Below are 26,552 nucleotides of genomic sequence, written 5' to 3'. Positions count from 1 at the left end.
AATCGGATGCAGTGTGGTTGGCCTCATTGATGGTATCTTGGTTAAGGATGTGCTGATCCCCAACACCCGTCCGGTATCCCGTACACCCGAGCCATACCATGACGATAGACCCACTCACCTTGGCAGAACCAGAACCGGATATTTCACCTGAATGCTTGCCATCAGAACCTCACAGGAAAAAATCCTCCTCTTACTGCAAGTCCGACTTCAACTCATCTAAATCATGACTCTTTAATCTTGTGGTCAGCTTGAATTTCCTCACACCTCATCTACTTGATCTTTGCTTAGCTCATATCAGCAAACTCATCTAGAGGTGCTCCTGCCAAACGTTGATGTAGATTTTTGTAGGCAGGCTCGTTGCTATTAAAATAAGTGATTTATGAATGAAGATAAGGAAACCACATGATCGTTACGACTACTTCCAATGTTGAAGGCAGAAAGGTTATTAAATACTGTGGTGTGATCGCCGGAGAGGCAATTCTTGGTGCGAATATGTTTAAGGACTTGTTTACGGGGATTCGTGATTTGGTCGGTGGGCGTTCAGGGACTTATGAGCGTGAACTCCAACGTGCACGGGAAATTGCTCTGAAAGAGTTGCAAGAGCGTGCGCAAGAATTAGGTGCGAACGCAGTGATTGGAGTAAATATTGCTTATGAGGTCTTGGGTTCGGGGGCTAGTATGTTGATGGTTTCAGCGAGCGGTACGGCAGTTGTTTTAGAATAAGCTCTGTCCAATCGGTAAATTAGTCCTATTGCTACAAGCTTCATGAGCTGCGTATGATGCAGTGATGAGTGTAACAATTTTAGTAGCAGTGATTTGCCAACCACACATGGAGCGTGTATGAGTTCTCAAAGCGGTATTTTGCGCAAAATGCATACTCAACTCGCTGATCCGGTTGAGTATCAGTTGGTACTCAATAATACCGAGTTCCCCTTAGCTCCTTGGCTAGGTAAGCCTATTGCCCTCAAGCATACGGGTAGAATTTATTGTATTCATTGTGAGCGGCTGACCAAAAAGAGTTTTAATCAAGGCTATTGTTATCCTTGTTTTATGCGCCTAGCCCAGTGTGATACTTGCATTATTAAGCCTGAATTGTGCCATTACGCAGCGGGTACTTGTCGTGAGCCAGCTTGGGGTGAGCAACATTGTATGCAGGCACATTTTGTCTATTTAGCGAATTCTTCGGCCTTAAAAGTCGGCATTACTCGCCAAGGCCAAATCCCTACCCGTTGGATTGATCAAGGCGCTGTGGCAGCTTTACCCATACTCAAAGTGCAGTCACGTTATTTATCCGGTTTAATGGAGGTCGCTTTTAAAGCGCATGTTGCGGATAAAACCCATTGGCAGCAAATGCTCAAAAGTGAAGCGGAGTTTATTGATTTAGTGGCAGCACGAGATCAACTGTTGCCACAAGTACAGGATGCCCTCAGGGATTTACGGCATCGCTTTGGCGAAGTGGCAGTGGAATTACTACCAGAGGCAGCAGTGACGGCTATTCGTTATCCTATTTTACGTTACCCGAGCAAAGTGAAATCTTTAAGTTTTGACAAAGATCCACACGTGGCAGGTAGTTTAGAGGGAATCAAGGGGCAGTATCTAATCTTGGATACGGGCGTAATTAATCTGCGTAAATTTGCGGGTTATGAGGTCGAGTTTTCTACCTCAACTTGAGGCTGTGGGCGGGTAGCGAGTTTTTCTAATACGTGGCTCACCGCAAATAAAGCGAAGCTAGCGGTGACGGTCATGACTGACCCTAAACCACCCGCACAGCTCAAGCCCGTCGCAGCGTTATCACTCGGTCGCTCTGTGCTCATTGCACCTGCTGCGGTTGGGAAGCGCATTTGCTCTTCTGACCACACACAAGCGACCTCAAACCGCCGTTTGGGATTGCGGCTGAAATGATAGTCTTGACGTAATTGCTTGCGAACTCGAGCTAATAAAGGATCTTGTTGGCTGCGGGCTAAATCACCGACCCGAATTTGACTTGGATCACGCTGCCCACCTGCACCACCTAAACTAATAATACGTATTTTATGGCGTTTGCAATAAGCGATTAACCCAGCTTTAACTCGAAAATTATCAATACAGTCGATAACATAATCCATTTCTGTGTGAATAAACTGTGGAATGGTCGCTAGTTCGATAAAATCTTCTATTAAATCGACTTGGCAACTTGGATTAATATCAAGAATGCGAGCTTTTAATACTTCAATTTTTGGTGCACCAATCGTACTCGATAAAGCGGGTAATTGGCGATTGATATTTGATTCGCTAACATTATCTAAATCAATCAGCGTTAATCGACCAATGGCACTGCGGGCTAAGGCTTCGACGGCCCAAGAGCCAACGCCACCGACCCCTACCACACAGACATGCGCAGCCTGAAAACTGTCTAGTCCTCGTGCTCCATACGTGCGTGCAATACCACCAAAGCGGCGGCTAATATCCAGTTCGTATTCTGTTTGCATGCGTTAAATTTAGCATTTTGGTACAAACTTGAATAGTAGGGTAGCGCATTAGCTGTTTTTAATTCAGTAGGGAGTTCAGTTTATCGCCTTAGTTTGGCAGTTTGTCGGAATTAGACTTGGGCTTTAGTTTGTTAAACATAGGTGAAGCTAGTAGGCTCTAGGCTATTGAGCATCAAGATTAATTGGGATTCGTTGGGCCATCATTAGACTGAACCTAGGAGTAAGCGGTGAGGTTTTATCAGCGGTTAATAATAAAAATATCAATACTATCCGTGCTCTTGAGTTATTCACTAGCACAAGGAAGTGATGGGCGGTTTCCGATTCGGTCTTTCCAAATTGCCCCTGCAAAGGATTTAAAGGTTTTCAATGACCACTTAAAAGCGGTGATAGTCCAAGACGCTCGGGTGAAGAGTTCGCCCCTCGCTTTACTCAAACGCTTGACGGTCGAGCTAGATGGAACAATCAAGGCCTATCATTGGTGTGGCAAAGCGAAGGCAGGGCAACAGATTTGCACTCTCCGTGAGGAAAATATTCCTAATCGTTCGGTGGCTGGCGTTTTGCAGAAAATTACGTTTAAAACCACGCAAACGGGTTGGTATGCGGCTAGTATCCAGCGTGCTTGGCGTTGCCAACCGGGTAAAGGTGAGTCTAAGTTTTATCAGACCAAGCTCTGTGATTAGGTGTGATTAGACGGTCGTTGCAAATGTTGGGTGAGATTATAAGCCAGAATCTGCCAGTTTTGTTGTTGGCATTGAACCAAGGCGAGGCTAGCATTCTGTAAGACGGTTTTACCACTACCGATTTCACCGCCACTGAACCGAGCCAGTAGGCTATTAATTAAACCACCGTGAGTGACAATTAGAATACGGGCTTGGGGTTCATCGACTAAGAGTTGTAAACCTGCTAAAGCTCGTTTTTGTAAAGTTTCGAGGGTTTCTTGCTTAGGAATCACCCCATCAGGGAAGGAGTGCTGGCGTTGTGCCGTGGTCATGCCAGAGCACTCGCCGTAGTCTCGTTCCATAAAAGCATCCATGATGTGCACTGGGCTTAGCTTAAGCTGATCTGCAATAATTTCAGCCGTTTTATGCGCTCGTTTTAACGGGCTAGTGATGATTCGGTCCCAAGCCCATTGTTGTAAATACTCACCGGTTTGCATGGCTTGAAGGCATCCAATGGCATTGAGTTCCGTATCTTCATGACCTTGAATACGTCCGGCTGCATTCCAATCGGTTTGCCCATGACGAATTAAGCAGATGCAAGGTGCATTCACATCGGCGGGGGGTAAATGCTTAAACACTGGCTAAGTTTCCTTTATCTTCTAGCCACGCTTTGCGATCAGCAGCACGTTTTTTCGCAAGCAGCATATCCATCATCGCTTCGGCAGCGGCACTATCTTCTAGTGTGAGCTGCACTAAACGGCGGGTATCCGGTGAAATAGTCGTTTCCCGTAATTGTAGCGGGTTCATTTCCCCTAAACCTTTGAAACGGGTGACGCTAATGATGCCACGTTTTTTCTCTGCGGCTAATAAGTCTAAACGCGCTTGGCGCTCAGCATCATCCAAAGCGTAATAGACCTCTTTGCCTATATCAATCCGGTATAACGGGGGCATCGCCACGAACACATGACCCGCCTCGACTAAGGAACGGAAATGACGTACAAACAATGCACAGAGGAGGGTAGCAATATGTGCACCGTCTGAATCTGCATCCGCGAGTATGCAGACTTTGCCGTAACGTAATTGGCTTAAGTCAGCATGCCCCGGCTCGACACCAATCGCGACCGAAATATCATGGACTTCTTGCGAGGCTAACACTTGATCCGAATCGACTTCCCAAGTATTAAGAATTTTACCGCGAAGCGGCATGATGGCTTGGAATTCACGATCACGCGCTTGTTTCGCAGAGCCGCCTGCTGAGTCGCCTTCAACTAGGAATAATTCAGTACGGCTAATATCTTGTGAGCTGCAATCGGCAAGTTTTCCGGGTAAGGCAGGGCCACTCGTGACTTTTTTGCGCACGACTTTTTTACTCGCACGCTGGCGGCGATTGGCATTATTAATCGCCATTTCTGCAAGTTGCTCGCCCATACGAGTATTTTGGTTTAGATAGAGGCTAAACGCATCTTTCAGCGAGCCTGCTATGAAACTGGCGGCCTCCCGCGAGGATAAGCGTTCTTTGGTTTGCCCTGCAAATTGCGGTTCTTGCATTTTGAAAGACAAGACATAACTAATGTTTTCCCAAACATCATCCGGTGTTAGCTTCAAGCCACGTGGCAGTAAATTACGGAACTCACAAAACTCGCGTAAAGCATCCGTGACGCCCGTCCTTAGGCCATTCACATGCGTTCCCCCTTGCAGAGTGGGAATCAGATTGACATAGCTTTCTTGAGTGAGTTCACCACCGTCAGGTAGCCATAATAAAGCCCAGTCGACGGCTTCACGGGTTGCTTTTAAGGCGCCAGTAAAAGGTTGTGTGGGTAGTAGTTCAAAACCTTTGACCGCTTCCATCAAGTAGTCACGTAAACCATCTTGATAATGCCACTCGCTGGTTTCCTTGCTTTCTTCATCGGTAAAGCGAATTAATAAGCCGGGGCAAAGCACGGCTTTCGCTCGTAAGTTATGCTTGAGTCGGGGGATCGAGAATTTGGGTGAATCGAAATACTTAGGGTCAGGCCAAAATTGTACTGAGGTGCCGGTTTCTTTCTTGGCAACTTTGCCAAGGGCTTCGAGTTCACTGGCTTTATTGCCGTCAGCAAAGCTCATCGACCAGAGTTGACCGCCCCGCTTAATCTTGACGTCTAAGCGTTGGGATAGTGCATTCACCACCGAAACTCCGACACCGTGCAAACCGCCCGAGAATTGATAGTTTTGGTCAGAGAACTTACCACCTGCATGTAAAGTGCAGAGAATCACTTCCACCCCCGGCTTACCTTGTTCCGGGTGAAGATCCACGGGCATCCCTCGTCCATTATCGGTCACTGTCACCGAACCATCGGTATGTAGAGTGACCTCGATGCGATTAGCATGACCGGCGAGTGCCTCATCCACACTATTGTCGATGACTTCTTGGGCGAGATGATTCGGGCGCGTGGTGTCGGTATACATCCCCGGACGTTTGCGCACGGGGTCAAGACCCGTCAAAACTTCAATTGCAGAGGCGTCGTAACTCGTGCTCATAAGGAGGGCTTTACCTTTAAATTTATACTTGGTTTTTGCATAGAGCCGCGAATTATAACGAGTTTTCGGGGCTAGGGGTAATTAGTGCTATAGTTTGGAAATTAGTTTTTTTCGGAGCCTGAGTATGGTTGCTACTGCGCTATCTACCTTACTAACAGTAGATGCTTATTTGCAAGGTGAAGCCGATGCAATGATTCGTCATGAGTATGTCCGTGGTGAAGTGTATGCAATGGCGGGAGCAGGGGATGGGCATGTACGCATTAGTGGTAATGTATTTGCTTTATTGAAAGCAGATTTGCGCGGTTCAGGTTGTAGTGTCTACATGGCAGATATGAAAGTTCGTGTGAAGGAAGATGAAGCATTCTTTTATCCTGATGTGATGGTGACTTGTGATCCGGCCGACTTAAAACGAAATTATACGAAGCATGCACCGCGTTTAGTCATTGAGGTTTTATCAGCTAGTACCGAAGGTTATGACCGTGGCTTGAAATTTGCCTTGTACCGTGAAATCAGTAGCTTGCAAGAATATGTGCTGATTGATCCGCGCAGTTATCGGGTTGATGTGTTTCGGCGCAATGTACATAATCGTTGGGAGTTGTTTGCATTTACGACGATAGAGAGTCAAGTGGAGTTTGCCAGCTTGAATTTCAGAGTTGCCATGCAAGCGATTTATGAGGATGTGGATTTTGAGTTGGTTGGGCAAAAAGATTAATACCGAACCCAGCACTGCCTATTATTAAACCGAACTACTAGAGCGAGCCTAACTCCTAAATTTTGGCATGAATATCAACCCCGAATTCCACTTTGTTGATGAGCAATCCAATTACGGTATCGTGCATCAGCTCATCCTTTGAAAAGCAGAGGGTCTTACGCGCCAAACGCTTGACCCACGTCCCTCACGTCCTCAGATTGAGGTTTGTCCGCTCGATTTTCTGGGTATTACGCTTGCCAACTGCGTGCGGGTCAGCGTCCAAGTGGCGTTCATAAGCACCCCAATCATCGGTCTAATAACGGGCAATCCCAAAGGGGTCGATCCGTGCTTTGAGCTGTTTAAAAACGACATCATGATGGGGATTGTTTTTACTTTCGCAAGAGGTCTAGTGTTATCTGTGCTTTTTAGATGTCAATAATGCATGCCAAAACCCGTCAAATTCTCGCTGGGCTATTGCTAGGAAATAGCAGTATATCACCAACAGCCTTGATGGTTATACCACGTGAGGATTCGACCAAACCGTTTAATCTAACTGGAATTTTGTTTGGCTTTGAAAACGGGTCAAGTGTCAAAATGGTCCATCGCATAGTCAAATTATCTTCAGACATAATTGGTAGAAGAAAATCAAACTCAAAATGAGTACCAACCATAGGGCAGAGTTTTGAAAAGTGAGATGCCACCATTGAGGTGAACAGGCTCATAATGTGGGGACCACTGGCGATAATGCCGCCAAAGCGTGAGGCGGCTGCATAGGCTTCATCATGGTGTAAGGGGTTTTCATCCTGCAAGAGCGTCGCAAATTTTGAAATATCTTCCTTAGAAACAGCAACCGACGATTCAAACGAATAGCCTTGGTAAATAGAGGTTTCATTAAGGATGATCGTATGATTTTCTGTGCTGGGTATTTGCATGCATCAACTCCAAGAATAAATAGAAAGTCTTCAGTATTTATGAGTGGGTGTGGTGCATCAGTGGCCACTATAGTTGACTAGTGGTGTTGCTACATCTTGCTAGACTAGTCATCTAAGTTCCATCCGTATTTCCAAGCAAGCACCTACTTCACAAAACTTTACAAACCCGCCGTAATCCAGCAATACAAAGTTTGCAGAATAGTTCCATGCCAGCAAGACAGCTGGCTCAGCCAAGCAAGCTGATTTAATTAAGCAACTGGAGTTACTCTCATGAACGATGTAAAAAATACCAATGAAACCAACCCCGAACTTGCGACTGAGGGTGTAAATGCTAAGCTCAATACCGAAGCCGCCACTGAGGCGAGCCAAACAGGGAACTCGAACAAACGGGGTGGCTGTGGCGAATGGTCTAAGTGTGGTGGTTCTTGGCAGCAAGGTAAGCGGCGTTGGAAAGTATTCGCAGCGGCAGCTTTGATTGCGGTGTTTGGGTTTATGCTCGGTAAAGCAAGTAGCCATCATCACAGTCGACATCATGGCTACCAACAGTCAATGCAATCTTATGACAATCTGGGGCAGAAATTACCCCTGAGTATGATTCTAGATGGGATTGAGGCTACCCCTGCCCAACGGGCTAAAGCCGTCGAGTTACTGCGCTAATACCAACGATTAGTGCTGAATAACAGGGTTTAAATAGCAAGCGGAGCTAGGTGACTGGCTCTGCTTTTGTAATGGATAATGAATGGATGCCTGAGCGACTTTTACTTATTGACGATGATCTGCGGTTAAGCCAAATGCTGGTGCAATATTTAGGCGATGCAGGCTATTCTCTGATTTGTGCATCGACAGGGCGAGAGGGTTTAAAGCTGGCTCAGCAAGACGAATGGTCGCTGATTATTTTAGATTTAATGTTGCCGGATGCAGATGGCTTAGATTTGTGTCGTCAGTTACGGGTGGGAAGCACTGCCACCATTCCTATTTTGATGCTTACCGCCCGGGGCGATGCCACGGATCGAATTATTGGCCTTGAAATGGGAGCAGATGACTATTTACCCAAACCCTTTGAGCCTCGCGAATTACGTGCTCGGATTAAGGCTATTTTGCGTCGTGGTTTGCGGGATACGACCCAACGTCAAGCTTTGCGTTTTGGCCGCTTAGAGCTAGATCGAGAGGCGCGAGAGACTCGGGTTGATGGGCAGTTACGTGAATTAACCAGTTACCAGTTTGATCTATTAGTCGCTATGGCGGAGCGAGCAGGACGGGTCTTAAGCCGTGAACAATTAATGGATATGGTGAAGGGTGAAACACTCGAAGCCTTTGATCGTTCAATTGATGTGCATATCTCAAGAATTCGCGCAGCGATTGAGGATAATCCCAAGCAGCCAAAACGGATCATTACCTTACGCGGGGCAGGCTATATCTTTGCACGCAGCCAAGACGGCGAGGATCAGTGATGAAGCGGCGGCCTTGTACTCAAGAGTTTCACCCGTTTCGTCATCCGTCTCAACGCTGTGAGCCACGTCGCTTTGGACGTTTGCGGCGGCGTTTATTTTGGCAAATCTATCTAGTCGTGATTAGCAGTGTGGTGCTGGTTTCAATGCTAGCAGGGGCTGTGTTTCATTTTCGTGAGCAAGGTGCTCATTTACCGTTATTCCCGTTGTTATTAATGACGGCGCTGATTGTATCTTTGGGGGCTTATCCGATTGCTAAGCGCTTAACTTACCGCCTAGAAGCCTTAAAGCAAGGGGTAGAGGCTTTGGGTGCTGGGCAATTAGCGACGCGGGTTGCTGTGCAGGGTTGCGATGAGGTGGCGATTTTAGCCACGAGTTTTAATCAATCGGCTGAGCGGATTCAGGCTTTGCTGGCCAGTCAACGCCAATTATTGGCGAATGCCTCACACGAATTACGCTCGCCCTTAGCCCGTATGCAAATGAGCCTAGCCATGTTGGCTGAACAACAAGGTTTAGAGCAGACGGTTCAAGTACAAACCCTGCGCCAAGATATGCAGGAGCTGAATCAATTAGTCGAGGAAATTTTGCTGGCCAGTCGTTTAGATACTTTGGAGATCCCATTAGAGCAAAAAATGGTGGATGTCTCGGCTTTGCTTGCTGAGGAATGTGCACGGTTAGACCTAGACTGTGACGCAGAAGCTTTAGAACTAGTCGGCGAAGAACGTTTGCTCCGGCGTTTAATCCGTAATCTTTTAGAGAATGCAATCCGGCATGGTGGCGGGCAAGTGGATGCTCGTTTGGTGAGCAAACCGCCCGCCCACGTGAGTTTACAAGTCTTAGATCGTGGGGCGGGTATTTCGCTAGCTGCTCAAGCACAGATCTTTGAGCCTTTTTATCGACCCGCTGGGTATGGCGAAGGGCAGGGTGGTTGGGGTTTAGGCCTCAGTTTAGTGCGGCAGATTGCCCTTCGGCATGGTGGTTCAGTGGCTTGTAGTTCGCGTGTTGGTGGCGGAACAGCCTTTGAGGTTTTATTGCCGCATCAACGCCGTGAATCTGCTTAAACGGGTATTTAAATCCTGTTGCACCGCCTAACCGCTCGCGCCACAATGCATCGCATGAAAATGTATGAACACTACTCATTAAAAGCACTCAATACCTTTGGGGTTGCCGTGCAAGCGCGTTATTTCTGTAGCTTACGCACACTCGGTGGGCTTAAATCAGTGATGTTGTGGCGACGTGAGCATCCCGAGCTACCCGTGTTGTTCTTAGGCGGTGGTAGCAATATGCTATTTATTGCAGACTTTCCGGGTCTAGTTGTGCAAGTAGGTTTGGAGGAGCGTCGGCTGCTTGCTGAGGATAAAGATTTTGTCTATGTGCGAGCTGGTGCAGGTGAGAATTGGCATGAGTTTGTGCGCTGGACGATAGCACAAGGTTATGCGGGTTTAGAGAATTTATCGTTGATTCCGGGGACAGTCGGGGCTGCTCCTTTGCAAAATATTGGTGCGTATGGGGTCGAGCTGAAAGATCATTTTTATGAATTAGATGCCTTGGATTGGCGTACTGCCGAGCTGCGTAAATTCAGTTTAGAAGACTGTGCCTTTGCTTATCGAGATAGTCATTTTAAATCCGTCGAGCCGGGGCGTTGGCTGATTGCCGCAGTAACTTTCCGCTTACCTAAACAAGCTAGCTGGAAAACAAATTATGCCGGTGTCAGTGAGCAGTTAGCAGGGAAAACCCTCGATGCACGCACGATTAGTGCGGCGATTATTAGCCTACGTCAAAGCAAGTTGCCTGATCCAGCGGTGATTGGGAATGCAGGTAGTTTCTTTAAAAATCCCTTAGTGTCGGCTGCAAAGTTTGCTGCGCTTAAAGCAAACTATCCTAACTGTCCGGGTTGGGTACAGGGCGATCAGGTAAAATTATCGGCAGGTTGGTTGATTGATCAAGGTGGCTGGAAGGGTAAGCGCGTAGGCGATGCAGGGACTTATGAGCAGCATGCTTTGGTGCTAGTTAATCACGGTCAAGCCAGTGGCGCTGAAATTTGGCAGTTTGCACAGCGGATTATGGCTGCTGTGCAAGAGCAATTTGGCGTGAGTTTAGAACCTGAGCCGAATCTGATCGGTGGCTGAGTATCATTTGAGGTCTGAAACGATCTTAAGGTTCAGCTAGTGGCTCAGAGGCGCTGAGGTGGATTTGTCCAACCGGATGACGGATCATTAAGGCTTGGTGGCAATGAGGGCAGTTTAGATGGGTTTGTAGCCAAGCGGTTTGTTTGACCTCTTCAAAAATTAAGCGTGCATCGGCATGGCTAATGCCAATCTTTAAGCGTAAGTGTTCCAAATGGCGTAGATCGGCAAATTTTAAATGATCTTGCTCTAAAGCTTGAATGACTTCCATTCGAAAGATATTCCGGCGATGGATGAGTTCATTCATAAAGCCTGAAGCGAGAATGGCCGTGGGTAAAGCGGCAATCGCTACTCCTGTGATAATAATAAAACTAGCTAAGAGTTTGCCTAAAGGAGTAAGTGGTACCACATCCCCATAGCCAATCGTGGCTAAAGTCACGGTCGACCACCAGAGCGCACGCAAAACGCTGCCAAACTCTTCGGGTTGTTGTTCGCCCTCAACAAAATGCATGCTCGCCGCTGCCAGTAAAATTAATACACAGAATACTAAAATAGCCGAGATGAGGTTTTCAGCTTCTTGCTGTAACACTTTGATGAATAAGGCTATTGATTGAGAGTGGCGGGTGAGTTTGAAAACCCGCAATAAACGTAAGCTACGCAGGATACGTAGATCTGTCACTCCAAACATTGTACCTAAATAAAAAGGTAAAATAGCCAATAGATCAATCACAGCCATTGGCGTGATCAGATAGCGTAAGCGCCCCCATAGCGCTGACTGGTATTTTTTCTGGGGTGATTGTGGGCTTAGCCAAACCCTAAGGACATATTCGATAGTAAAAACCAGCACGGAAAAAAGTTCAAAATAGTTAAAAGCCTGAGCGAAGCGTTGGTAGATGGCCGCTTCAGAGGCCAAGACAACAGCAATCACATTCAAAATGATTAAGCTGGTCAAGCTATAATCCAGCCACCGAGCGATGGGGCTACTATCAGCTTGCTCTAAGCAAGTATACAATTGCGAGCGTGTCGGCCACATGGGTGTTGTTCTCATTTAGCTACGGGGGATATAGATAAGATAACGTGATTTTGTGGTATAAGACCAACATGATTTATAGACCTCCAGCCGATACTGGCTTAGACCTTTACTACCTAGATGAATACTTGCTCGTGGTGAATAAGCCAGCCGGTTTATTATCGGTTCCAGGGCGGGGCGAAGATAAACAAGATTGTCTGATTAACCGTGTCATGCAAGCTTATCCTGATGCGTTGATTGTGCATCGCTTGGATATGGATACTTCGGGTTTGCTACTGATGGCACGTGGCAAGGCCATGCAAAGTGCTTTAAGTATTTTGTTTCAACAACGAACGGTACATAAGCGTTATCTCGCGGTAGTGGGCGGGCAACTCAAGCAGGAGGAAGGTGAAATTAATTTACCACTGCTGTTAGATTGGCCAAATCGTCCTAAGCATAAGGTCGATTTTGAACAGGGCAAGCCTTCACTGACCCGTTATCGCTTATTATCCTATGATGCGAATACAGATCTAAGCCGTGTTGAGCTAGAGCCTTTTACGGGGCGTTCGCATCAATTGCGGGTGCACCTGATGAGTTTAGGGCATCCGATCGTAGGGGATGAGTTATACGCCCCTGCTGAATTAAAAGCTAAAGCAGATCGCTTGTTATTACATGCTTGGCAGTTAGGATTCCAGCATCCCGTGACGCAAGTAGACTTGAAGTTTGAATGCTTGCCTGCGTTTTAATGGTCATTTTCAAAAAATAAGCCTTGTGAAAATCAACGGTCATTTACCTTAGTTCAGGCCTCGTGTTGGTTACATCTTATTCGCTCGTACCCATCTCTAAGTATTTAGCTTTTCGATAATCACTCGGTGGTAGACCCGCTAATTTTTTAAAAAAGCGTGAGAAATAAGCGGGATCTTTAAATCCTAAAGAGTCGGCAATTCGCTCTAAAGACTCTTGGGTATAGATTAAACGTCGTTTAGCTTCTAGCAATAAACGTTCTTGCAGCAGACCTTTAACGCTACTCCCCGCTTTTTCTTGGCATAAGCGATTTAAGCTAGATACCGAAGTATGTAAAGCATCCGCATAGGTTTGTACCTCCCATTGCTCACGATAATGAGCCTCTAGTAACTGCCTGAAGTGTTGAAAGGTTTGACTACTTTTCGGATTGCTGTGCATTTGTGTATCGGTGTACTGCAATTGTCGCCACAAACTCATGAGCAGGGTCGCCAGCAGCCAACTCAGCATGGCTTCTTGACCGGTATAGGCTTGCTTTAGTTCTTGGCGAATCAGTGCTAAATACGTTTGAACTTGCGCAAAAAGTACATCTTGTTCTTCAAAGTTGACCGTATGTGGGTTGGTTAATAAGGCGGTTAGACTTTGGAATTGTTGGGTCTGTAAGCTGAATAAAGAGGCTTCTGCACTCAGGACGATACCTTGGGTATCGGCTGGAAATTGAAAGCTATGCACGCAACCGGGGGGAATGCTAACCGCCCAATTACCCTTGAGTTCTTGACTAGATTCATCTAATTGAACTTGTAACTTACCCTTGATTAATAACAAAATTTGAAACAGTCGTGTATGTCGATGGGGCTTGATTAACCAATCATGTTCGCGGCTACGATCAGCAATATCTTCAATATGGACTAAGCCGGGCTGTTGTTTTAGGCTGCTTTCGCCATAGAGGGCAAATTGTGGGATCGGCTGTTGTCGAACACGGCGCATAATTCTCTCTCATCCATCTTACTAGGCTTAGTTTAGAAGATTGCTTCAAAAGTACAAGCGTTTGCTAAGCCTGTTCATTCTTTGAATAGAACTTATACCCGATGATGCAAGCTCATGTTTTAGGAGGAGTTAGATGAATATTTTAAAAACTCAAGTGGCAATTATTGGCGCAGGACCGTCTGGTTTATTACTCGGGCAATTACTGGCTAAGCAAGGCATTGAAACTGTCATTTTAGAGCGCGTAACCGGTGATTATGTGTTAGGGCGGATTCGTGCGGGTATTTTAGAGCAAGGCTTTGTGGATTTAGTGCGTGAGGCGGGTGTGGCTGAACGTATGGACCGCGAAGGTGAGGTTCATGAAGGGTTTGAAATAGCAGTGAATGGCCAGACCACGCATATTGATTTAAAGGGTCTCACGGGTGGTAAAGTAGTCGTTTGCTATGGGCAGGTAGAAATCACCAAAGATTTAATGGATGCACGCGCTGCCGCAGGTCTAACCACTTATTATGAAGCAACCAAAGTGCAACCACACCATGTCAAGTCTGAACAACCCTCGATTAGTTTTGAGTATCAAGGCGAGCAATATGAGCTGCAATGTGATTATATTGCGGGTTGTGATGGTTTTCATGGAGTGTCGCGTCAGACGATTCCTGCTGAGCTTCGTACCGAATATGAGCGTGTCTATCCATTTGGTTGGTTAGGTCTGTTAAGTGATACTCCGCCTGTCAGCGAAGAGCTGATTTATTGTAAGCATGATCGGGGTTTTGCTTTAGCCAGCCGTCGTTCGGCTACTCGCTCACGCTATTATTTGCAAGTACCACTCACCGATAAAGTCGAAGACTGGACAGATGCAGCTTTCTGGGAGGAGTTAAAACAGCGCTTACCACCGCAGGCAGCTGCAGCCTTAGTCACAGGGACTAGCCTTGAAAAAAGTATTGCGCCCTTACGTTCTTTTGTGTGTGAACCGATGCAATATGGACGCTTATTCTTAGTCGGTGATGCCGCGCATATTGTGCCACCTACGGGGGCGAAGGGCTTAAACTCGGCAGCTTCAGATGTAGCGACCTTGTATAAAATCATGCAGCGGGTCTATCAGCAGGGCGATCAAGAGTGCATTAGTCAATATTCACCGATTGCTTTGCGTCGCGTTTGGCATGCAGAACGCTTTTCATGGTGGCTAAGTAATATGCTGCATAATTATCGTGATATGGATTTGAGTGATATGAAAAGCGGTACTTTTAGTCGGTTTATGGATTCAGAGTTGGATTATTATTTGAGTTCAGATCTAGGGCGTAGAGTGATTGCTGAGCAATATGTGGGCTTGCCGTATGAAGAACTAGCCTATTAATTGCATCTAGGTTGTTCCGCTATTAATAGACTGACTGATTGGGTCGAGAGCAAATAGTGTAGATAAATGCGTCATATCGGGTTCAGCAATCATTTTCTCAGGCCCGCCATGAACGGTATCGAAGTCCTCTAGCCAAACTCGTCCAATTTTATCGCGCCGAATATGGAATTTACCTGTACAGACGCGGCAGAAGGTCGCGAGTTGATCATCCGGTGGCATCTCGACGACAGGGCCGCAATAGGGGCAGGACAGCAAAGGTCGGTTTAGGTCACTGTGCCCAATGATGTGCAGCAGTTGCTCTTGATCAATCCTCAAGAATTCATCCACTATAGTGGGGTCAAACTGGATGTTTCGCGCACTCCAGATGAGTTCTAGAGCCTCTTTCAGCGGCATACCGTCACGATAAGGACGGTTGGAGGTCATCGCATCTAAGGTATCGCACAGCCCGATGATCCGAGCACCTAGGATAATACGAGTGCTGTCTAACTGCTGCGGATAACCACAGCCATCCCAGTGTTCATGGTGATCACGCGCCAGAATAGCAATAGGCTGTGAAAGCTCATATCGAGCTAGCATTCGATAGCCAGCTAAACTATGTGCTTGCATTTGTAGGATCTCGCTAGATTCCAAGCGTCCTTTCTTGTTCAATACCTGATCTGGAACAGTTATTTTGCCTAGATCATGTAAATAAGCACCGAGTGTCAGTTGGAATAAGTCGGTACTGTTCATGCCTAAACTTTGCCCTAATCGTTTAGAAAACTGAGCAACACGCCAGAGATGACCAGCAGTATAAGGATCACGTGCCTCAACGATTTGAGCCATGTATAACAGATGTTGCAGACTGGCATCTGCCACTTTAGATTCCATCATCATTGTTATTTATTTTGCATGAGAAATTTATATTGAAAACAATATCACTATTATCTAAGCAAAAAAAGTTCGTAACAAAAAAAATTTGTTAAATATTTTAAATTCTAAAGTAAATTGCTCAATAAAAAGCCTACCGGAAGCTAGGCTTTTTTATACTGGAGCGAGCTGAGTTAAACTACAGAACCATCAGGATTAGCCCCTTCAATCACATTCTCTTTTGGAATCAAATGCTCACGTTTTAGGCCAAATAACATGACTAAAGGTGAAGCGACTAACACCGAAGAGTAAATACCGAACATAATCCCAATCGTCAGTGCAAGTGAGAAATTATGCAGAGCTTCACCACCAAAGAAAAACATCGCTAAGACCATAATTTGGGTCGAGGTATGCGTAATAATCGTTCGGGACATGGTGGCAGTGATCGCATTATCAATAATATCGAGAATGCTGGTATCGCGCATTTTGCGAATATTTTCCCGCACCCGATCAAAGACGACTACCGATTCGTTCACGGAATAACCCAAAATCGCCAAGACACCCGCTAAGACGGTTAAATCAAACTGCCATTGGAAGAAGGCAAATACACCAAGAATGATCACTACGTCATGCATATTCGCAATGGTGGCAGCCACTGCAAACCGCCATTCAAAGCGGAAGGAGAGATAAATAATAATGCCCGCCGCAACGAGCAGTAGGGCTAAGCCACCATTCTCATACAACTCTTGACCGACTTGGGGGCCAACGAATTCGACGCGGCTGAGTTGAACATCCGGTGCATCGGCCTTGAGGGTTTTCATCACCTGATCACTGACTTGAGCACCAGATTTGCCTTCTTCAACGGGTAGGCGAATCAAGACATCTTGAGTGGAGCCGAAGTTTTGGACAAAGACCTCTGAGAAGCCTTGATTTTTCAGGGTTTCTCGAATGTGCTCAATCGGTGCAGCCTGTGCATAACGAACCTCGACCACGGTGCCACCAGTAAAGTCGACCCCTAAGTTGAGGCCACGATATAGCAAGAAAAACACCGCAAAGATAAAAGTACCTAAAGAAATTAGGGTCGTTACCTTCCCATATTTCATAAAGGGAATGTCTTTTTTGAAATGGAAAAATTCAAGCATGATCAATCCCTTATATTGAAATATCAGTTAAACGTTTGCGATAGCCATACACTAAATTGGTTAAGGCACGCGAAACAGTCACCGCACTAAACATGGAGGTCAAAATACCTAAGCAGAGTACCACCGCAAAACCACGGACTGGACCAGAACCCAACATAAAGAGGGCAATCCCTGCAATTAAATTAGTTAGATTCGAGTCTAAAATCGTGCCCCAAGCGCGTTCATAACCCGCATTAATGGCCACTTGTGGGGATGCACCACCCCGTAGTTCTTCACGAATCCGTTCATTAATCAAGACGTTGGCATCAATCGCCATCCCTAGGGTTAGGGCAATCGCTGCCATACCCGGTAGCGTTAAAGTCGCTTGAATCATCGAGAGCAGTGCGAATAATAAAAAGCCATTCACTGCTAAAGAAATACTCGAAATAACCCCAAATACACGGTAATAAATCACCATGAAAATAACGACCGCTACAAAGCCCCAAATATTAGATTTAAAACCTTTTTCGATATTCTCTTTGCCCATGCTTGGGCCAACGGTACGTTCTTCAATAATATAAAGCGGTGCAGCTAAGGCACCTGCCCGCAGTAGTAAAGCTAAATCACGGGCTTCTTTGGTTGAATCCAGCCCAGTAATTTGGAAGCGCTTACTTAACTGCTCTTGAATACGTGCTACATTGATGACTTCTTCCGTTTTGACAGGCTTACGGACTTTCTGTCCATCTACTTCGACTTCTTGGAATTTAGTTTCAATATAAACCACGGCCATGAGTTTTTGGACATTCTCACCGGTCGCTTTACTGAAACGGCTAGCACCATTGCCATCTAAAGTAATATTCACTGAAGGTTGGTTATTTTGATCAAAGCCAGAGCTAGCATCAGTAATGTATTCACCCGTGAGCATGACTTTGCGCTTTAAGAGAATCGGTGTGCCGTCACGCTCTTTATAGAGCTGTAAACCAATCGGCGCACGTCCAGAGCTTTGGGCTTGTTGAGGATCATTGCCAGCATCATCGACTAAGCGAAACTCTAAAGTGGCGGTTGCCCCTAAAATTTCCTTAGCACGTACAGTATCTTGCACCCCGGGCAATTGCACCACAATCCGGCCTTTGCCTTGTTGTTGAATAACCGGTTCAGCGACCCCTAATTCATTGACGCGCTTACGTAAGGTGGTGATGTTTTGTTGAATCGCAAAGCGTTCAATATTTAATAGATTCTGGGGGGACATGGTGGCGGTGAGGATAAAGACACCATCCGCTTCTTTCCTGTCCCAGATCAGCTCATTATTGATATAGGGCTTACTTAATACGGGGGCTGCTGCATCCCGCTCTTGCTCAGTTTTGAATTTAGTAACTAGTTGATCCCCTTCACGTGCGATGCCTAAATAGGTTAATTTGGCTTCACGTAAGCTATCACGAAATTCATCTTCATAGCGCTCATAGGCTTTGTCCTTGGCTGCATTCATATCCACTTCCATTAAGAAGTGCACCCCACCACGCAGGTCTAAGCCTAAATACATCGGATTAGCATGCAGAGCGCGTAGAAACTGCGGAGTCGATTGAGCCAGATTAAGGGCAACGATATATTTATCACCTACCGCTGTCTTTAAAGCTTCTGAGGCTTGCAATTGCACATCAGTATCTGCGAAGCGGAATAAGGCCTGTGAGCCATTATTTTCACTGGCGCGGAAGCTTAAACCTTGATCTTTTAAAACTTGTTCAAAGCGCTGCATCTCAGCTGGATCAATGGGCTGTTCAGTTTTAGCGCTGATTTGAACAGCGGGTTCAGAAGGGAAAAAGTTAGGGATGGAGTAGATAATGCCGATCAAAAGAATGATCGCAATCATCACATACTTCCAGACTGGATAGCGGTTCATTGTTATATTCCAAAACAAGCCCCTAGGCTGAGAAGCTCAACAGCACAGCCTAGGCGAGCGGGTCTAAAAGGAGAAAAATCAAGCGTTTTTCAAAGATCCTTTGGGTAGTACAGAGGCAATAGCTTGCTTTTGTACTTTGATTTGCACATTGTCAGCGATTTCGACTTGGATAAAATTATCACCAATGTGTGCAACTTTACCTAACATCCCGCCGCCAGTGACGACTTCATCCCCTTTGCTGAGCGCTTCTAACATAGTTTTATGATCTTTGGCACGCTTTTGCTGGGGACGAATGATCATAAAATACATGATGGCGAAAAACACGCCCATCATCAAGACCATTTCAATTAAACCACCTCCTGCAGGACCGGCTGGTGCTGCTTGAGCCATTGCATCAGAAATAAAAAAACTCATAACTATCTCCTTAAAACTCAAAATAGAAGCGCGCATTGTGCAGTTCTATAGGCACTTACGCTAGTTCCCACGCAAAACTAAGCAGGCTTGGCAATTGCTTGGCTTGCAGGCGGCACAATAAAATTCGATCTACCCCTAAAGCAATGCCTGCAGAAAAAGGCAGACCTGCTTGTACGGCAGCAATAAAGCGCAGATCCAGCGGCAGCGCTTGGGTTTGCTGCTTGGCATCTGCGACTAAAACACGCTCTAATTGCGCTGCATCTGTCTGCTCTTGATAGCCATTGCCCAGCTCTAAAGGCCCTAAATACACCTCAAAGCGCTCAGCGACCCATTGACCCTCTTCTAAGCGCACCCGTGCTAAAGCCGCTTGCTTAGCAGGATAATGACAAATAAAGGTCAAACGGTCGTTTGGAAAGCTGGCCTCAATACAATGAGTAAACAGTAAATCCAACCAAGCTTGCTGACTTAGCTCACCTTGAACATCAAGTTGCTGTTGTTGAGCGCAAGCTTTTAATTGCTCAATAGAGGCTTGATGGGGATCAAGTCCTAAGATTTCAAGAAAGGCTTGGCGATAACTGAGAATACGCGGTTCAGTGGTTAACTGTGGCAGCACTAAATGCAAAAGCTCAGTGACTTCCTGCATCAGTTGCTGATAAGTAAAACCAACCCGATAATATTCCAGCATGGTAAATTCTGGATTATGTTTGCGCCCCGCTTCGTCTTGCCGCCAGACTTTACAGAGCTGATAAATATCACCGCTACCCGCTGCTAATAAGCGTTTCATGGGATATTCAGGGGAGGTATGTAAATAGCGCAAGCCTTGCGGAGTATTAACACTAAAACTACTAATCTGGGGGTCGGTATTGCCCGCTTGTGATAGCGCAGGCGTTTCAACTTCCAAGACTCCACGCGCATGGAAAAAAGCGCGTAACTGCTGATAAAGGCAGGCACGCGCTTTGAGAGCTTGAATCGAGGCTGTTGGTTGCCAGTTCACCCCATTTATCCTTTCAGCACTTATTTTACGCGGGAAATATATTCACCGGTACGGGTATCAATGCGGAGGACTTCATCCTGATTCATATATAAAGGTACTTTTACCACGGCACCAGTTTCTAGAATCGCAGGCTTAGTACCACCACTAGCGGTATCCCCTTTTAGACCGGGGTCGGTTTCAACGATTTTGAGTTCGACGAAATTGGGGGGAGTGACCGTTAACGGGACTTCGTTCCATAAAGTGACAACGCAAACTTCATTGCCACGTAACCATTTCACTGCATCTTCCATCGACGTAGCGGGGGCTGCAACTTGCTCAAAAGAACCATCGGTGGCCATGAAATAATAGTCATCCCCTTCTTTATAGAGGTATTCCATTTCACGGTCGACCACATCCGCAGCCTCAACCGAATCACCGGATTTCCAGGTTTTTTCGACGGTACGACCCGTTTTTAAATTTTTTACACGAACCCGGTTAAATGCTTGTCCTTTACCCGGCTTTACAAATTCGTTCTCAACGATGGTATAAGGGTCGCCATCAATCATTAGTTTGAGTCCAGAACGGAACTCGTTGGTGCTGTAGCTTGGCATAGCCTTGTTGCTCTCCAAAAATCACTCAATTTATACAAGGTGCGTATGATACCCGGAATCGTTGTAAAAAATCAGACTAAAAATACAAGTTCATTAACAAGTTCCTCTTGGCAAGCTGCTTTAGCAGCCGCAGTACGCGATCCTTTTGAACTGATTCGCCTTTTAGAATTAGAGGGGCAGGGTGTAGACATTAGTTTAGCAGCGGCGCGTCAGTTTCGCTTATTAGTGCCACATAGTTATCTGCGACGCATGAAAAGAGGTGATTGGCATGATCCGCTCTTACGCCAAGTTTTACCCTTGGCAGCTGAAATGCAACCTGCAATGGATTTTCTCATGGATCCTGTGGGGGATGCTGAGGCAATGGTTTCAGAGGGAGTGCTGCATAAATACCAAGGCCGAGTGCTATTAGTGACCACCGGCGCTTGTGCGATTCACTGTCGTTATTGTTTTCGTCGCCATTTTCCTTATAGCGCAGCCAATCCAGCGCGGGATCACTGGCAAGACGCGCTCGATTATATTGCAAGCCATCCGGAGATTACTGAGGTTTTATTAAGTGGGGGAGATCCCTTAACTTTATCGGATGAGCGTTTGAGTCTGTTATGCGAACGTATTGCTGCGATTGAACATGTACAGCGGATTCGTTTACATACTCGTTTGCCCCTTGTTTTGCCTGAGCGGATTGATGAGCGTTTATTAACTTGGCTAGGTAAGTTTAATAAGCAAATCATTATGGTGATACATGCTAATCATGCTCAGGAGTTTCAAGATGCAGAAGTACAAGCGGGTTTGAAGGCTTTGCGTGAAGTCGGCGTGCTGTTACTGAATCAGAGCGTCTTGCTGCGGGGGGTGAATGATAGTGTGCCTGCTTTAGCCGCTTTAAGTGAGGCTTTGGTGGCAGCGCATGTCCTACCTTATTACCTACATATTTTGGATCGGGTGCAGGGTGCTGCGCATTTTGAAGTCCCTGAAGATGAAGCAAAAGCTTTGGTTGCTGAATTAAGGTTAACTGTACCGGGGTATATGGTTCCGCAATTAGTTCGAGAGGTTGCAGGTGAGGGGGCAAAAACACCCTTGTAAGCTTTATTAATCAAGGCACAAAACCTACACTAGTTGCAATCGAGGAGCAGGAGTCTAGTCATGGCAAATACTGAGCATTCAGCTGCTGTTGCAGCTTTTAGCGAGCGTTTTGGTGAGTTATTTACCACCAATCTAACCTTACGTGAGCAGCATGCTCATACTCAGACTTGGTTACCTAATCAACCGGCTGAAGGGGTTTTATTTGTCACTGATAAGCAAATGGTGGTGGATGCGGTCAAATTATGTGCGCAATACCATTGCCCCATCATTCCTTTTGGGACAGGTACTTCGCTCGAAGGGCATATTAATGCGCCACAGGGCGGGATCTGTATTGATCTATCACGGATGGATCAGATTTTGCATATCCATGCCGAAGATCTGACTGCTGTCGTCCAACCCGGTGTCACTCGGGAGGCTTTAAATCAAGCTTTACGCCATACGGGGTTATTCTTTCCGATTGATCCGGGGGCGAATGCGAGCTTAGGTGGTATGGCTTCAACCCGTGCTTCCGGCACGAATGCGGTACGCTATGGCACGATGAAAGATGTCGTACTGAGCTTAGAGGTTGTGACAGCGCAGGGTGAATTGATTCGTACCGCTAGTCGAGCTAAGAAAACAGCAGCAGGCTATGATTTAACCCGCTTATTCGTAGGTTCTGAAGGGACTTTAGGCATTATCACGGAGCTGAGTTTAAAAATTTTTGGCCGTCCTGAGGTGATTGCTGGTGGGGTTTGCGCCTTCCCTAGCGTGTTGGCGGCTTGTAATGCGGTGATTATGACGATTCAAGCCGGGATTCCTGTTTCACGGATTGAGCTATTAGATGCCCTACAAATTCAAGCCTGTAACCGCTATTCCAAGCTGACAATGGTCGAACAACCCACCTTGTTTGTCGAATTTCATGGCAGTGAAGCCAGTGTGACCGAGCAAGCGGAGGTGTTTGCAGATATTGCTGCTGAGTTGGGTGCGGCTGAATTTAATTGGAGTAGTGATCAGCAAGAGTTAGCCCAATTATGGAAGGCAAGGCATAACGCTTTCTTTGCCGCCCAAGCCTTGCGCCCGGGGACGCGAGCTTATTCCAGTGATGCTTGTGTGCCAATTTCACGTCTAGCAGAATGTGTTGAGGCTACTCGCCAAGATTTAGCGGCATCCGGCATGGTCGCGACGATTTTGGGGCATGTGGGTGATGGTAATTTCCATATTATTTTGCTGGTGGATTTGAATAATCCTGCCGAAGTAGAGCAAGCTGAAGCTGTCGTGGCGCGAATTAGTCAACGGGCGATTGCAATGGAGGGGACTTGTACTGGTGAGCATGGGATTGGGCAGGGCAAGCAAAGCTATTTGCAGGAAGAGCTAGGGGCTACGGTTGATCTGATGCGTAGGATTAAGCAGGCACTTGACCCACTTAATCTGATGAATCCGGGCAAAATTTTTAGTTAGACTGTTTACTGATTATTTGCCTAATAAAGGTAAAAGCCACGGCTTATGTTGAGCAATTTCTGCTTGACTGAGGCCACTTAACTCATAAGGAAACACCAACCAAGCTTCAGTTAGGTGCAGCACAAAATCAGGTTGTAAATGCGTTGCATTAAACCCCGTGCGCTGCCATAGGGTGGCGATTTTCACTTGCTCAGGCATATTGCGCTTCAAATGAGTTTGCAAGCGTTTGAGCACTGCTTCAATCGAGTGGCCTGAGCTAAACACATCGTCAACGATGAGCAAACTATCTTCACGATTGAGGGTTTCTAATAAATATTGTGTGCCGTGCACACGTATCCCTGCACCTTGATCGGCCACCATTTGTTGATAATGCGGCTGACCTCGATACGAAGTGCGTAGCGCAATATGGTTGGTATTCACGCCTAAAGTTTGTAGGCATTCTTGTACATAAATACCCACCGTACTGCCACCACGCCATAAACCTACAATAAAACTTGGTCGAAAGCCGCTCGCATAGATCTTTACCCCTAAGCGAAAGGAGTCAAGGATTAATGTTTCTTCATCAAGGAAGCGTTTTTCCATCTGTAGATTGTGCCTGTGAGTTGATTAGCTGATAATCAGATAAGCTGAGCTTGGAAGCAAGCTCCAGCCAACTAAACTAAAGAAATTAGATAAACTGATTTAGATAAACTAATAAGGAGCTAGAGTGATGGCAGAGTGGCGCAAAGTTGCAAAAGGTTTCGTTTTAGGCGATGGTCATATCAGTACCAAAGAAGTCGATCTGCTCAGAACCTTAGTGCTCAAAGACGGCGAAGTGAGCAAAAGTGAGTTAGAGTTTTTGCAAGAAATTAAAGCAGAGGCCAAGACCGCTGTGAAGGCACTCGATACACTCATTGAAGAATGCCAAGGCATGCTTAAGTAATGGGTTAAAGCCATGAGTACGAAACGTTATCTCAGTGCGCAAGGTTTGTTGGAAGACTCGTTTCGGTTAGGCCATCAAATCCTAGAGAGTGGATTTGAGCCGACGTTTATTATTGCTATCTGGCGCGGCGGTGTACCAATTGGCATCGCCGTGCAAGAGTATTTAAGTTTTCATGGCATCCACGCGGATAATATTGCGATTCGTACTGCTTCTTATTCGGGAATTGACCAACAAGCCCGCCAAGTACAGGTTTTCGGTCTAAATTATCTGGTAAAGAATGTGCAGTATCATGACCGCCTACTGATTGTAGATGATGTGTTTGACACAGGTCGCTCGATTGAGGCGATTATCAATGAATTAGAGCGCAAAGCTCGTTTAAATACCCCAGAAGATATTCGGGTGGCGGTTCCTTATTACAAGCCAAAGCGACGGCAAATTGAGCGTAAGCCGGATTTTTACCTGTATGAAACAGCAGACTGGTTGAAGTATCCGCATTCTTTAGAGGGCTTGAGTCCGTTGGAGATTCAAGAGCATCGCCCCGAAATTTATACGATTTTGCAAGATTATTTACCGAAAACTAGCATTGAATAACGGCCTAAATTTGGCAACTTATCCGTTCATCGTCGTGTCAGTGCAATTCGTATTGCTTAAAGCTTGACAGGCATTAGGGGCGCGATTATTATTCGCAGCCTGTTCAGCGGGAATAGCTCAGTGGTAGAGCACAACCTTGCCAAGGTTGGGGTCGCGAGTTCGAATCTCGTTTCCCGCTCCAGAATTCTGGAGTATATTCTGAATTAAGTGTAGGCTGTCAAGCCAGTCAGGCGGGAATAGCTCAGTGGTAGAGCACAACCTTGCCAAGGTTGGGGTCGCGAGTTCGAATCTCGTTTCCCGCTCCAAAATTCAAGTTAGGCTGGGTGGCAGAGTGGTCATGCAGCGGATTGCAAATCCGTCTACGCCGGTTCGATTCCGACCCTAGCCTCCAATATAGCAATGCCCAGGTGGCGAAATAGGTAGACGCAAGGGACTTAAAATCCCTCGGATGGTAACATCCGTGCCGGTTCGACTCCGGCTCTGGGCACCACTTCTAAATGTTTAAAATCATATAGTTAAGCTAAATATTTTAAATACTCAATCTATATTCAATCTTGATGTTTAGGCTAAAAAAAGTATTGGTTTAGGCTAAAATTCACTTCACTGCTTTATTTCGTTTTAGTTTTTTATCATAGCGCTGGCGCATTGCTTCGGTTTTGTGACCTGCCACCGTCTTATCTTCCGAATCCCCTACTCCTTTGGCTTTTAGCTGCTGCATTGTCCAGTACACATGCCCTATGCCGCATTAGCAACTTCAGATCAGGCCGAGTGGACACCCTATATTATCGGTGCTTCAGTCATTTGGTTGTTCATGTCTTATGGATTCTCAGCTAAAACGGCAGACCCAAGTGGTTATGGCATAGCCTTCTTTATAGTGATCATTGTGGGTAGTATTTTTTATCTTCGATCTTGTGTAGGAAGTTAAAAGCGTAATTGCTTAGTATCAAAGCCCTCCTCACCGAGGACTTTTTCCCCGCAACCAATCCGCCAAGTTGCGCTCATCTACTTCACCCAGCACGACCTTAACGATCATGTCGCCTGCTTCTGCGGGGCTGTCATACTCCAACAGCACGCCATTCAGTGCCAGAATCGTATCCATTGTCGCAAAAGCGGTGCGTTTGTTCGCATCATTGAAGGCATGTGCAACCGCAATACAAACCGCGTAGCCAGCAGCCAGCTCAAAAATATCGCTAATCTGACCATAGCGCACACGGTTCAACACGCGGCCCACCACCGCTTCCACCGATTTATCGGGCGCTTGCCCTTGTAGCTCATGCGCATGGATCACTGTCCGGTGAATCTGGATCACATCTTGGGTGGACAGTAACTTCATTTGTCCTCCAAATACTGCAGCGTATCCACAAGGGCAGGGCGGCGCTGGCTAAGAATGCTGTGCAGATCATCAGGTGAGGCGAATTCAAGTTCTTGAGGGGGTGAACTGGGGCGCTTGGCTACTTGGTCAAGGTACTGCTTGATCAGCCACTCAACAAGATTTCCGCTAGTCCGGTGCTGGGTTTTGGCGGTTTCACCTAAACGGCACTTGAGGTCTTCGTCAATGCGGAATGTTAACGTTACTTTTGCCATGTTTTTCTCTTGACTTGATGAATCATGGCGCTTATTTTGAATCGTAAGACAACATCTTACAAGTTTTAAATAAATCGCCCTGCAACAGTGCTGGAAACACCGAAGCAGGGCTGACCACACCAACCTAAACGCTGAAATGAGAGGTTAATATGG

30 protein-coding genes, 4 tRNA genes and 1 pseudogene are annotated in these 26,552 nt (G+C 46.3%); 18 read left to right on the top strand and 17 right to left on the bottom strand.

Annotated elements, in window-relative coordinates:
- The first annotated feature begins 402 nt into the window (after positions 1 to 402).
- The gene (locus B5D50_RS15630) at positions 403 to 723 is read left to right on the top strand and encodes a heavy metal-binding domain-containing protein (protein ID WP_078923584.1); all 321 of its coding nucleotides are present in this window, start codon (positions 403 to 405) and stop codon (positions 721 to 723) included.
- Positions 724 to 840: 117 nt separating this feature from the next.
- Positions 841 to 1,671, top strand: a complete 831-nt coding sequence (locus tag B5D50_RS15625; protein WP_200807112.1) for a DUF2797 domain-containing protein — start codon at positions 841 to 843, stop codon at positions 1,669 to 1,671.
- Here the strand turns inward: B5D50_RS15625 and tcdA are convergent.
- Positions 1,641 to 2,468 (bottom strand): tRNA cyclic N6-threonylcarbamoyladenosine(37) synthase TcdA, encoded by an 828-nt coding sequence (gene tcdA / locus B5D50_RS15620; protein ID WP_078923583.1) that lies wholly within the window; start codon positions 2,466 to 2,468, stop codon positions 1,641 to 1,643. The genes B5D50_RS15625 and tcdA overlap by 31 nt on opposite strands.
- 278 nt (positions 2,469 to 2,746) lie before the next feature.
- Between tcdA and B5D50_RS15615 the strand changes: the two genes are divergently transcribed.
- Complete coding sequence (locus B5D50_RS15615) at positions 2,747 to 3,148, top strand: MBT domain-containing protein (RefSeq protein WP_143594382.1); 402 nt, start codon at positions 2,747 to 2,749, stop codon at positions 3,146 to 3,148.
- Here B5D50_RS15615 and B5D50_RS15610 read toward each other — a convergent pair.
- Entirely contained in the window at positions 3,145 to 3,765 is a 621-nt protein-coding gene (locus tag B5D50_RS15610; RefSeq protein WP_078923581.1) for a histidine phosphatase family protein, read from the bottom strand. The two genes, B5D50_RS15615 and B5D50_RS15610, sit on opposite strands and share 4 nt — an antisense overlap.
- Complete coding sequence (gene parE / locus B5D50_RS15605) at positions 3,758 to 5,644, bottom strand: DNA topoisomerase IV subunit B (RefSeq protein WP_078923580.1); 1,887 nt, start codon at positions 5,642 to 5,644, stop codon at positions 3,758 to 3,760. Before parE ends, B5D50_RS15610 begins: the two co-directional genes overlap by 8 nt.
- 124 nt (positions 5,645 to 5,768) lie before the next feature.
- Here parE and B5D50_RS15600 point away from each other — a divergent pair, with 124 nt between their 5' ends.
- Positions 5,769 to 6,356, top strand: a complete 588-nt coding sequence (locus B5D50_RS15600; RefSeq protein WP_078923579.1) for a Uma2 family endonuclease — start codon at positions 5,769 to 5,771, stop codon at positions 6,354 to 6,356.
- A gap of 55 nt (positions 6,357 to 6,411) precedes the next feature.
- Here B5D50_RS15600 and B5D50_RS20870 read toward each other — a convergent pair.
- A pseudogene (locus tag B5D50_RS20870) lies at positions 6,412 to 6,708 on the bottom strand (IS1 family transposase); the annotation flags it as partial.
- 82 nt (positions 6,709 to 6,790) lie between these two features.
- A complete protein-coding gene (locus B5D50_RS15585) occupies positions 6,791 to 7,267 on the bottom strand; it encodes a MaoC family dehydratase (RefSeq protein WP_078923577.1) in 477 nt (158 codons plus the stop codon).
- A gap of 270 nt (positions 7,268 to 7,537) precedes the next feature.
- Here B5D50_RS15585 and B5D50_RS15580 point away from each other — a divergent pair, with 270 nt between their 5' ends.
- The 4 genes from B5D50_RS15580 (at position 7,538) to murB (ending at position 10,844) form a co-directional block, all read left to right on the top strand.
- The gene (locus B5D50_RS15580) at positions 7,538 to 7,924 is read left to right on the top strand and encodes a hypothetical protein (RefSeq protein WP_078923576.1); all 387 of its coding nucleotides are present in this window, start codon (positions 7,538 to 7,540) and stop codon (positions 7,922 to 7,924) included.
- A gap of 86 nt (positions 7,925 to 8,010) precedes the next feature.
- The gene (locus tag B5D50_RS15575; protein ID WP_078923631.1) at positions 8,011 to 8,718 is read left to right on the top strand and encodes a response regulator; all 708 of its coding nucleotides are present in this window, start codon (positions 8,011 to 8,013) and stop codon (positions 8,716 to 8,718) included.
- Positions 8,718 to 9,776: a sensor histidine kinase gene (locus B5D50_RS15570; RefSeq protein ID WP_078923575.1), complete on the top strand. Its 1,059-nt coding sequence runs from the start codon at positions 8,718 to 8,720 to the stop codon at positions 9,774 to 9,776. Before B5D50_RS15575 ends, B5D50_RS15570 begins: the two co-directional genes overlap by 1 nt.
- A 54-nt stretch (positions 9,777 to 9,830) precedes the next feature.
- Positions 9,831 to 10,844 (top strand): UDP-N-acetylmuramate dehydrogenase, encoded by a 1,014-nt coding sequence (murB, locus tag B5D50_RS15565; RefSeq protein WP_078923574.1) that lies wholly within the window; start codon positions 9,831 to 9,833, stop codon positions 10,842 to 10,844.
- Positions 10,845 to 10,869: 25 nt separating this feature from the next.
- Here murB and B5D50_RS15560 read toward each other — a convergent pair whose 3' ends face one another.
- Complete coding sequence (locus B5D50_RS15560) at positions 10,870 to 11,874, bottom strand: ion transporter (protein WP_159448652.1); 1,005 nt, start codon at positions 11,872 to 11,874, stop codon at positions 10,870 to 10,872.
- A gap of 68 nt (positions 11,875 to 11,942) precedes the next feature.
- Here B5D50_RS15560 and B5D50_RS15555 point away from each other — a divergent pair, with 68 nt between their 5' ends.
- Complete coding sequence (locus B5D50_RS15555; protein WP_078923572.1) at positions 11,943 to 12,596, top strand: RluA family pseudouridine synthase; 654 nt, start codon at positions 11,943 to 11,945, stop codon at positions 12,594 to 12,596.
- A 76-nt stretch (positions 12,597 to 12,672) separates the two neighbouring features.
- On the opposite strand, the gene B5D50_RS15550 is transcribed toward B5D50_RS15555, so the two are convergent.
- Entirely contained in the window at positions 12,673 to 13,578 is a 906-nt protein-coding gene (locus tag B5D50_RS15550) for a helix-turn-helix domain-containing protein (RefSeq protein ID WP_078923571.1), read from the bottom strand.
- Positions 13,579 to 13,711: 133 nt separating this feature from the next.
- On the opposite strand from B5D50_RS15550, the gene pobA reads away from it, so the two are divergent.
- Positions 13,712 to 14,926, top strand: a complete 1,215-nt coding sequence (pobA, locus tag B5D50_RS15545; RefSeq protein ID WP_078923570.1) for a 4-hydroxybenzoate 3-monooxygenase — start codon at positions 13,712 to 13,714, stop codon at positions 14,924 to 14,926.
- 6 nt (positions 14,927 to 14,932) lie between these two features.
- Here pobA and B5D50_RS15540 read toward each other — a convergent pair whose 3' ends face one another.
- From B5D50_RS15540 to efp, 6 genes are all read right to left on the bottom strand, one after another.
- Positions 14,933 to 15,799, bottom strand: coding sequence for an HD-GYP domain-containing protein (locus B5D50_RS15540; RefSeq protein WP_078923569.1), 867 nt, complete (start codon positions 15,797 to 15,799; stop codon positions 14,933 to 14,935).
- 167 nt (positions 15,800 to 15,966) lie between these two features.
- A complete protein-coding gene (gene secF / locus B5D50_RS15535; RefSeq protein WP_078923568.1) occupies positions 15,967 to 16,914 on the bottom strand; it encodes a protein translocase subunit SecF in 948 nt (315 codons plus the stop codon).
- Positions 16,915 to 16,924: 10 nt separating this feature from the next.
- Positions 16,925 to 18,790: a protein translocase subunit SecD gene (gene secD, locus B5D50_RS15530; RefSeq protein ID WP_078923567.1), complete on the bottom strand. Its 1,866-nt coding sequence runs from the start codon at positions 18,788 to 18,790 to the stop codon at positions 16,925 to 16,927.
- A 78-nt stretch (positions 18,791 to 18,868) separates the two neighbouring features.
- Entirely contained in the window at positions 18,869 to 19,240 is a 372-nt protein-coding gene (gene yajC / locus B5D50_RS15525; RefSeq protein WP_268807819.1) for a preprotein translocase subunit YajC, read from the bottom strand.
- Between the two features lie 19 nt (positions 19,241 to 19,259).
- Positions 19,260 to 20,198: an EF-P lysine aminoacylase EpmA gene (epmA, locus tag B5D50_RS15520; protein ID WP_234975899.1), complete on the bottom strand. Its 939-nt coding sequence runs from the start codon at positions 20,196 to 20,198 to the stop codon at positions 19,260 to 19,262.
- Between the two features lie 20 nt (positions 20,199 to 20,218).
- Positions 20,219 to 20,788, bottom strand: coding sequence for an elongation factor P (gene efp, locus B5D50_RS15515; RefSeq protein ID WP_078923563.1), 570 nt, complete (start codon positions 20,786 to 20,788; stop codon positions 20,219 to 20,221).
- Positions 20,789 to 20,833: 45 nt separating this feature from the next.
- Between efp and epmB the strand changes: the two genes are divergently transcribed.
- Together epmB and B5D50_RS15505 are read left to right on the top strand one after the other, a co-directional pair.
- Positions 20,834 to 21,865: an EF-P beta-lysylation protein EpmB gene (gene epmB / locus B5D50_RS15510; protein WP_078923561.1), complete on the top strand. Its 1,032-nt coding sequence runs from the start codon at positions 20,834 to 20,836 to the stop codon at positions 21,863 to 21,865.
- Between the two features lie 60 nt (positions 21,866 to 21,925).
- Complete coding sequence (locus B5D50_RS15505; RefSeq protein ID WP_078923560.1) at positions 21,926 to 23,302, top strand: FAD-binding oxidoreductase; 1,377 nt, start codon at positions 21,926 to 21,928, stop codon at positions 23,300 to 23,302.
- A 12-nt stretch (positions 23,303 to 23,314) separates the two neighbouring features.
- Here the strand turns inward: B5D50_RS15505 and B5D50_RS15500 are convergent, their stop codons facing one another.
- Positions 23,315 to 23,884, bottom strand: a complete 570-nt coding sequence (locus tag B5D50_RS15500; RefSeq protein ID WP_078923559.1) for a phosphoribosyltransferase — start codon at positions 23,882 to 23,884, stop codon at positions 23,315 to 23,317.
- Between the two features lie 127 nt (positions 23,885 to 24,011).
- On the opposite strand from B5D50_RS15500, the gene B5D50_RS15495 reads away from it, so the two are divergent.
- The 6 genes from B5D50_RS15495 to B5D50_RS15470 all read left to right on the top strand — a co-directional run bounded on the left by B5D50_RS15495 (position 24,012) and on the right by B5D50_RS15470 (position 25,305).
- Positions 24,012 to 24,224, top strand: a complete 213-nt coding sequence (locus tag B5D50_RS15495) for a hypothetical protein (RefSeq protein WP_078923558.1) — start codon at positions 24,012 to 24,014, stop codon at positions 24,222 to 24,224.
- Between the two features lie 12 nt (positions 24,225 to 24,236).
- Positions 24,237 to 24,815 carry a phosphoribosyltransferase gene (locus B5D50_RS15490; protein ID WP_078923557.1) on the top strand — a complete coding sequence of 193 codons (579 nt, stop codon included), beginning with the start codon at positions 24,237 to 24,239 and terminating at the stop codon, positions 24,813 to 24,815.
- Positions 24,816 to 24,921: 106 nt separating this feature from the next.
- Positions 24,922 to 24,996, top strand: a tRNA-Gly gene (locus tag B5D50_RS15485).
- Between the two features lie 49 nt (positions 24,997 to 25,045).
- Positions 25,046 to 25,120: transfer RNA gene (locus B5D50_RS15480), tRNA-Gly, on the top strand.
- A 12-nt stretch (positions 25,121 to 25,132) separates the two neighbouring features.
- Positions 25,133 to 25,206 (top strand) — tRNA-Cys (locus B5D50_RS15475).
- 10 nt (positions 25,207 to 25,216) lie between these two features.
- Positions 25,217 to 25,305: transfer RNA gene (locus tag B5D50_RS15470), tRNA-Leu, on the top strand.
- Positions 25,306 to 25,410: 105 nt separating this feature from the next.
- On the opposite strand, the gene B5D50_RS20765 is transcribed toward B5D50_RS15470, so the two are convergent.
- The 3 genes from B5D50_RS20765 to B5D50_RS15460 form a co-directional block, all read right to left on the bottom strand.
- A complete protein-coding gene (locus B5D50_RS20765) occupies positions 25,411 to 25,533 on the bottom strand; it encodes a hypothetical protein (RefSeq protein WP_268807818.1) in 123 nt (40 codons plus the stop codon).
- Between the two features lie 237 nt (positions 25,534 to 25,770).
- Positions 25,771 to 26,148, bottom strand: coding sequence for a type II toxin-antitoxin system death-on-curing family toxin (locus B5D50_RS15465; protein WP_078923556.1), 378 nt, complete (start codon positions 26,146 to 26,148; stop codon positions 25,771 to 25,773).
- Positions 26,145 to 26,399 carry a CopG family ribbon-helix-helix protein gene (locus B5D50_RS15460; protein ID WP_078923555.1) on the bottom strand — a complete coding sequence of 85 codons (255 nt, stop codon included), beginning with the start codon at positions 26,397 to 26,399 and terminating at the stop codon, positions 26,145 to 26,147. Before B5D50_RS15460 ends, B5D50_RS15465 begins: the two co-directional genes overlap by 4 nt.
- Positions 26,400 to 26,552: the final 153 nt, after the last annotated feature.

Origin of the sequence: Thiothrix eikelboomii (assembly GCF_900167255.1) — a bacterium.
GTDB classification, from domain to species: domain Bacteria; phylum Pseudomonadota; class Gammaproteobacteria; order Thiotrichales; family Thiotrichaceae; genus Thiolinea; species Thiolinea eikelboomii.
Note: the sequence above shows the minus strand (reverse complement) of the source record. Positions and strands in the feature narration are given on the sequence as shown.